Raw genomic sequence first — 8,082 nt, 5'->3', positions numbered from 1 at the left:
CTGCTCCCCCTGCTCCCCCTGCTCCCCCTCCAGTCTATTATGGATATGGAAATTTTTCTCCTATAGAAAGACACAAATCATACCTAAAGGTAGAACGGTATTTTAGCTATTCAATAGAGAATCTAAGATAACGAATGTTATATTGCCAATTAGCAAATGCGATCTCCTATTTTTCAATTTACCAAGCAGAAACAAACAGCGATGCTTAGGCGACTTGGAGTAAGCAAACTAATTCGTGAATTGCAACAATTGACAATATTTACTCAAGAACAAATTGCAATTGTATTAGGTATTTTTGACGGGGCGATCGCCTCCTATAAAAATACTCACATACAACTATTTTCACTAGCACTCAAGCAAATCAAACTATTATTAAAAGATTCGGGCAATTTGCTACAACTAAAGTTACAAAAACACAGCAAAGACCTCCTCACTAAATATTTATTAGAAGTGGAGTAGAGATTGTGACAGGTGAAGCAAAGCCGATAGTTTCTACACTGAATTTTCAATCGTTATTTGAATCAGTACCGGGCGCATATTTGGTGCTGACACCAGATGCGCCAAAGTTCACAATTGTAGGAGTCAGCAATACTTACCTCCAGACAACTAATACCAAACGAGAGGAAATTTTAGGACGCAGTATCTTTGAAGTTTTTCCTCATAATTCCTTGGCTGTGGAAGCGCAAAATTTGAGGCGATCGCTCTTGACAGTGCTGGAAAATCAAAATGCGGATGTTATGGGGTTGCAGAAATACGATATTCCGCACTTCAAATCAGCAGGCGGTGGATTTGAAGAACGGTACTGGAATCTTATGAATTCGCCTGTTATAGAAGCAGATAACAAAGTTGTTTACATTATTCATCGCATCGAAGATGTGACAGAATTTGCCCGACTTCAGCAAAAATACAACGAGCAAGAGCGAGAAAATCAAGCATTGCGAGTCCGTACCGAACAAATGGCGGCGGAAATCTCTTCTATCCAGGAATTAAAAGAAGTCAACCGACAGCTACAAGCTGCCAATCAAGTAGTAGAATTAGCTCGCAGCAAAAACATTTTTTTCAATCTTGAAACTAAACAGATTCAGACGGTTGACGAACCAAAAGAGCAGTTTTTAATCTTAGATTGCCAGTGGCGCTACACCCATATCAACGATCGCGTAGTGGAAATAGTCAAAAAACCCAGAGAAGACCTCCTAGGCAAAAGTATCTGGGAATTGTTTCCCGATCTCGTTGGTAGTGAATTTTACATCCAAGCCCATCGGGCTGTCAGCGAACAAAGACCCGTACAATTTGAATATTTCTATCCGCTATGGAATCGCTGGTTTGAGAACCGCATTTACCCCACTGAAAATGGAGTCACGATTCTAGTAACAGAAATCAGCGAACGCAAACTCACCGAAGCAGCGCGACAGCGCAGTGAAGAACGCTACCGAGCCTTTGTTGACCAAAGTTCGGAAGCTATCTGGTGCTTTGAAACCGAATTACCACTACCGATTGATTTACCCCAAGAGCAGCAAATCCAACACTTTTATCAACATTGCTACTTATCAGAATGCAACCAAGTGATGGCGCAAATGTACGGCGCGTCTTCTGCTGGCGACTTGATTGGAGCAAGGGTTACAGATTTACTAGTACAATCAGACCCGCGTAACCTAGAGTATTTGCGTGCTTTTATTCGGTCTGGTTATCGACTGGTTGATGCAGAATCCTACGAACTGGATCGACAGGGCAATCCGAAAGTATTTTTGAATAATCTAGTCGGTATTATTGAAGACGGAATGTTGTTACGAGCTTGGGGTACTCAACGCGATATTACAGATCGCAAACGAGCCGAAGCAGCATTGCAAGAGAGTGAAAAAAGATTCCGTCAGATGGCACAAACCATTCAAGATGTCTTCTGGATTACGGATTTCGACCGCCAGCAAGTTCTCTATGTCAGTCCTGCTTACGAGAATATTTGGGGAAGCTCTTGTGAAAGTTTGTACCGCAACTTCGGACAATGGATTGAAAGCATTCATCCAGACGATCGAGAATTGGTGCGAAGTGCTGCCAATCAATGCATAGAAAATGGAAATTTGAGTATTGAATATCGAGTTGTGCGTCCGGATGGTGCGGTACGGTGGGTACGCGATCGCGGTTACATCCTTCAGAATGAACCGGGACAAACTCGCCGCATCGCTGGCATTGCCGAAGATATCACCGAACGCAAACATATCGAAGCTGCTCTGCAAACAAGTACGACGATTCTCAATGCGATCGAGCAAACTTCACCGACTCTGATTTATGTCAAAGACCGAGAAGGGCGAATATTGATGGCGAATCCAGCAACGATTCAGTCCATCGGTAAACCAGAAACAGAAATCCTTGGCAAAACTGATATTGAGTTTCACATCAATCGAGCTGAAGCCGAACAGATTGTAGAGAACGATCGCCTGATTATGCAAACCGGACAATTACAGGTATTTGAAGAAATCTTGGAGGTAGCTTCAGGCAGGCGTACTTATCTTTCGACAAAATCACCTTATCGAGATAGTCAAGGCAATATTATCGGATTAATTGGCATTGCATTCGATATTACCGCCCGCAAACAAGCGCAACAAGAACTCCAGCAAACCATACAAACCTTAAGCACGCTGATTGCAGCTTCGCCATTGCCAATTATTGTCATTAAATTCAACATGATAGTACAGCTGTGGAATCCAGCAGCAGAGCGATTATTTGGTTGGAGTGAAGCTGAGGTTTTGGGTCAAGTAATTCCGATTATTCCAGAAGAAAAACAAGAAGAATGCCGTCAGGTAAGAGCAGCTGTGGCCAAGGGAGAAATTTTTGCTGGCGTAGAAACCTATCGCCGTAAGCGTGATGGTTCAAGGGTATTCGTTAGTATTTCGGCAGCTCCGCTCTACGATGAATCTAGCAACATCAATGCGATCGTGCTGATTTTTCAAGATGTTACCGCCCAAAAAGCTGCTGAAGCCACCTTGCGACAAAGTGAAGAACGCTATCGGTATTTAGCAGAATCGATCCCGCAACTGGTGTGGACTGCCAATGCTGAGGGAATGCTTACCGATGTCAATCAACGCTGGTTAGAATACACCGGATTAACCCTTGCCCAAGCTCAAACAGCAGGCTGGCAAGCGATTGTCCATCCTGACGATTTACCTACTCTCAGCCAGAATTGGGTAGCCGCGCAACAAGCGGGTACAAACTATCGAGCTGAAGGGCGGATGCGACGAGCAGATGGGGCGTATCGCTGGCATTTGCACCAAGCTGTAGCGCTGAAAAATGCTCAAGGTCAGCTCATTAAATGGTTTGGTACAGCAACAGATATCGAAAATCAAAAACAATTAGAGCAACAGCGCCAGCGGTTGCTAGAACAAGAGCAACTTGCCCGTGCCGAAGCCGAAACCGCCAACCGCATCAAAGATGAATTTTTAGCAGTGTTGTCCCACGAGTTGCGATCGCCCCTGAATCCGATTTTAGGCTGGACGAGTTTGCTGCTTAATGGCAGGTTAGATGCACAAAAAACAACTTATGCCCTAAAAACCATTGAACGCAATGCCAAATTACAGGTGCAACTGATTGAGGACTTGCTTGATGTCTCTCGCATTCTGCGCGGTAAACTCAGCCTCAATATGATTCCTGTGAATTTAGCATCAACAATTGCCGCCGCTAAAGAAACTGTGCAGTTGGCAGCTCAAACCAAGTCAATTGAGATTCAGACAGTTATCGAACCAAATATTGGGCAAGTTTTGGGAGATTGCGCTCGCCTACAGCAAGTAATTTGGAATTTGCTCAGTAACGCCGTGAAATTTACTCCAGCAGGCGGGCGAGTTCAGGTACGATTGTCAGTAGTTAATAGTCAGCCGTCAAGAGCAACTGACAACTATGCTCAAATTCAAGTTAGCGATACAGGTAAAGGCATTCATCCTAACTTTTTGCCGCACGTGTTTGAGTATTTCCGTCAGGAAGATGGTGCAACCACCCGTAAATTTGGAGGATTAGGTTTAGGACTGGCAATTGTCCGTCACTTAGTCGAACTGCATAATGGTACTGTTCGAGCCGACAGTCCAGGAGAAGGGCAAGGAGCCACTTTCACTGTCAAGTTGCCGCTGTTAAAGCCGGACAAAACCATCAAAGATGAAGATAATTCTTCACTTCCCACATTTGATACCTCACCCCTTGCTGGTATCCGAGTGCTGGTAGTCGATGATGATGCCGACACAAGAGATTTAATCGCTTTCATCTTAGAGCAGGCTGGCGGGAGCGTTATTAAAGCGGTTTCGGCAATGGAAGCACTCGAAGCGATTGTACAAATTAAACCCGATGTGCTAGTAAGTGACATTGGGATGCCTGAGATCGATGGCTACATGCTAATGCGACAAATTCGCGCCATGCCACCAGAACAAGGTAGCCAAATTTTAGCGATCGCTCTCACTGCTTACGCTGGGGAAATGAATCAGCAACAAGCCCTCGCCGCAGGGTTTCAATGCCATATCGCCAAGCCAGTAGATGCCAACCAGTTAGTGCAAGCGATCGCCAGTTTTTTGGACGTAAAAAAGACTGAACCAAGAAATTGAAAAATCAAAGGAACTTCTAAAGAAAAAATACCCAATCCCAGACAGCAGGGAAAGTAAATTCTCCTTCATTCCTCTCATCTTCCGATTAAAACTCAATATAAATCTATTTAGAGGCTCGACCACCGCCTGTTCGGTCTACACTGCTAGGAGTACCCATACCGGGTTGAGAAAAAGATTCATCTACTTCTTCTAGAGTCAAGCTGACTTTCGCTCGTACAGGTGTCCCATCAGGCAGAAACATAGTCAGGCTGTAATTGAGGGTTTTGACAAAACAACGTAAATACTGTTGAGCGCCCCAAGTAAATATATAAACTGGTGGACGTTTCTTTGCACCTGAGCCAGCTTCGGCAAAGCTAACAGCTTTTTGAAATTTTTTCAGATGTGTGAGAACACTACTCCCAGTTTCATAGGTATCAAGTATGATGTTGCTAATTGTTAGACTGCAAGGTTCTGGATAAGCAAAGCTGACTTTGGGTAATCCTTTATCAGTGCGGGCTGCTCCTTCCTTATTCACAGTAAATTGCAGTGAGAAGTCTAACTGAGTCGGATTAAACATAAATTCAATATCTGGTGCGGCTCCTTCTAAGGCAATAAGTTTGGCTTTAACTAAATTAGTTGTCATAGCTGTTTTCTAAAAATTGAAATATTTTTTTTCAGTTGACTTTTACCAAGGTAGGCGACCTGAATAATTTTTACCTCGCCGTTCTCGTTCTATCTCCAAACGATATTGAAGCATTTTGTAAATTTCTCTTGCTAAAACTTCTAAATTTTCACATTCATCTTCTAATGATTCATTAGTAATAGTTACTTCATTATCAGTTTCTTCTATATTCTGTAGTGATGAACTAGAAGGGTCAGTGTATGCCTGAATAACTTGCCTAGAATTTCTAGTTTGTGAGTAATGAGTTTTTGGTTCTGATTGACTATACTCTGACTGAGTGGATGCAATAGATGTAAATTCATGCCTCTCGTCTGCAAAGGGTTGTACTATTGTCTTCTGGCTATTATCAACTGTTGTACTTTCACCCAGTAATTCAGCAAGACTAGACCATGAATTTGGTATCTCTTTCATAGGTGATTTCTGGATATGATGAGGCAAAGAAGGAGATAAAGAAATAGGGGTAGATGCATCTAGCGAGGCCGTTTCATCTGCAACATTAGATGCAAGCAAACTAGACGTTTGAGACAAAGGGCTGAAAATTGATATTTTTTTCAAAGCTATAGGTAATTGAGGAATTTCTGAAATATGATTAGGATTTGGTGTTTCTTTTTTGAGTTTAATGAGAGGAGTTTCTACTTTTGATGAGACTGGCGTATTTTTGGAGACAAACGTTGTATTCGCAGATGAAGTTGCTACACTACTATTAATATCTGGCAATTTTTCTGCAATAGAGACAGAATCATCGCTTTTAAGTTGAGGTTGGATAGCCGTTGATTCTGGGTGAATAATTGTAGATATATTTGTATGTATGAGCGCTGGATTTGGCTCTAAGGATGATAGGTTATTCATATCTGCCACTTTTTCTACAATTGAGACAGAATCAGTACTTTCAAGTTGCGGTTGAATAACTGTTAGTTCTGAGCGAGTATTTGTTGATGTATTGGTAGAAGCGATCGCTATATGATTTGGAGAAGAAGTTTGTAAACTCTCACTATTTGGTACTATTTCTAAAGTCGAGACAGAATTATTACTTTCAATTTGCGGTTGAATAATTGTTGGTTCGGAATGAGTATTTGCTGATGTGGTTGTTGGAGAGATCGCTGTATGATTTAGAGATGAAGTTTGTAAACTCTCACTATTTGGTATCATTTCTAAATCTGAAACAGAGTTAGTGCTTTCAATTTGAGGCTGGATAACTGTTGTTTCTGAGTGAGTATTTGCTGATGTGGTTGTCGGAGCGATCGCCGCATTTTGCTCTGAAGATGCTAAATTATGAATATTTGGTACTGTTTCTAAATTTAAGACAGAATCAGTACTTTCAACTTGAGGCTGGATAACTGTTGGTTCGGAATGAGTATTTGCTGATTTAGTTGTAGAAGTGAGCGTTATATTATTTGGAGATAAAGTTTGTACGTTGTTATTTTCTAGTAGTGTTTCTACACTAGAAGCAGAATTATCGCTTTCAACTTGAGATTGAATAACTATTGCTTCTGAGGGAGTATTTGCTGATTTAGTTGTAGAAGTGAGCGTTGTATGATTTGGAGATGAAGTTTGTAAACTCTCACTATTTGGTACTATTTCTAAATTCGAGACAGAATCAGTGCTTTCAATTTGAGGTTGAATAACTGTTGGTTCGGAATAAGTATTTGCTGATGTGGTTGTCGGAGCGTTCGCTGTATTTTGCTCTGAAGATGATAGATTATTAACTTCTGCTACTGTTTCTAAATTTGAGACATAATCAGTGTTTTCAACTTGAGGTTGAATAATTGTTAGTTCTGAGTGAGTATTTGCTGATGTATTGGTAGGAGCGATCGCGGTATTTTGCTCTGAAGATGATAAATTATTAAGTTCTGGTACTATTTTTAAATCAAAGACAGAATTAGTACTTTCAATTTGAGGTTGAATAACTGTTGGTTCGGAGTGAGTATTTACTGATGTAATTGTCGGAGCAATCGCTGTATGATGTGGAGATGAAGTTTGTAAACTATCAATGTTTAGTACTGCTTCTAAACCAAAGACAGAATTAGTACTTTCAATTTGAGGCTGAATAACTGTTGGTTCGGAATGAGTATTTGCTGATATATTCGTAGAAGCGATCGCGGTATTTTGCTCTGAAGATGAGAGATTATTAAGTTCTGGTACTGTTTCTAAATTGGAGACAGAATCAGTGTTTTCAATTTGAGGTTGAATAATTGTTGGTTCTGAGTTAGTATTTGCTGATGTAGTTGTAGAAGTTAGCGCTGTATGATTTGGAGATGAAGTTGGGAAACTATCAATATTTGATACTATTTCTAAATCAAAGACAGAATCAGTACTTTCAAGTTGCGGCTGAATAACTATTTGTTCTGAATGAGTATTTCCTGATGTATTGGTAGGAGCGTTCGCTGTATTTTGAGATGAAGATGAGAAATTATTAAGTTCTGGTACTGTTTCTAAATTGGAGACAGAATCAGTGTTTTCAATTTGAGGTTGAATAATTGTTGGTTCTGAGTTAGTATTTGCTGATGTAGTTGTAGAAGTTAGCGCTGTATGATTTGGAGATGAAGTTGGGAAACTATCAATATTTGATACTATTTCTAAATCAAAGACAGAATCAGTACTTTCAAGTTGCGGCTGAATAACTATTTGTTCTGAATGAGTATTTCCTGATGTATTGGTAGGAGCGTTCGCTGTATGATTTGGAGATGAAGTTTGTAAATTCTCACTATTTGGTACTATTTCTAAATCTGAAACAGAATTAGTGCTTTCAACTTGAGGCTGGATAACTGTTGATTCGGAGTGAGTATTTACTGATGTAGTTGTCGGAGCGATCGCTGTATTTTGCTCTGAAGATGATAGATTATT

Annotated in this window: 4 protein-coding genes; 2 read left to right on the top strand and 2 right to left on the bottom strand. The window is 40.8% G+C overall.

Going from position 1 to position 8,082, the window contains the following annotated elements:
* Nucleotides 1-201: 201 nt before the first annotated feature.
* Together I8752_RS23125 and I8752_RS23120 are read left to right on the top strand one after the other, a co-directional pair.
* Nucleotides 202-459, top strand: coding sequence for a hypothetical protein (locus tag I8752_RS23125; RefSeq protein WP_214434598.1), 258 nt, complete (start codon nucleotides 202-204; stop codon nucleotides 457-459).
* Between the two features lie 5 nt (nucleotides 460-464).
* Nucleotides 465-4,577, top strand: coding sequence for a PAS domain S-box protein (locus I8752_RS23120; RefSeq protein WP_214434597.1), 4,113 nt, complete (start codon nucleotides 465-467; stop codon nucleotides 4,575-4,577).
* Between the two features lie 103 nt (nucleotides 4,578-4,680).
* Here the strand turns inward: I8752_RS23120 and I8752_RS23115 are convergent, their stop codons facing one another.
* The gene (locus I8752_RS23115) at nucleotides 4,681-5,199 is read right to left on the bottom strand and encodes a phage tail protein (protein WP_214434596.1); all 519 of its coding nucleotides are present in this window, start codon (nucleotides 5,197-5,199) and stop codon (nucleotides 4,681-4,683) included.
* 42 nt (nucleotides 5,200-5,241) lie between these two features.
* Nucleotides 5,242-8,082: hypothetical protein (locus tag I8752_RS23110; RefSeq protein WP_214434595.1), on the bottom strand; the 2,841-nt coding region annotated here is incomplete at its 5' end.

The organism is Dendronalium phyllosphericum CENA369 (assembly GCF_016056275.1).
Lineage (GTDB): Bacteria > Cyanobacteriota > Cyanobacteriia > Cyanobacteriales > Nostocaceae > Dendronalium > Dendronalium phyllosphericum.
This window is presented reverse-complemented; position numbering and strand designations above follow the sequence as displayed.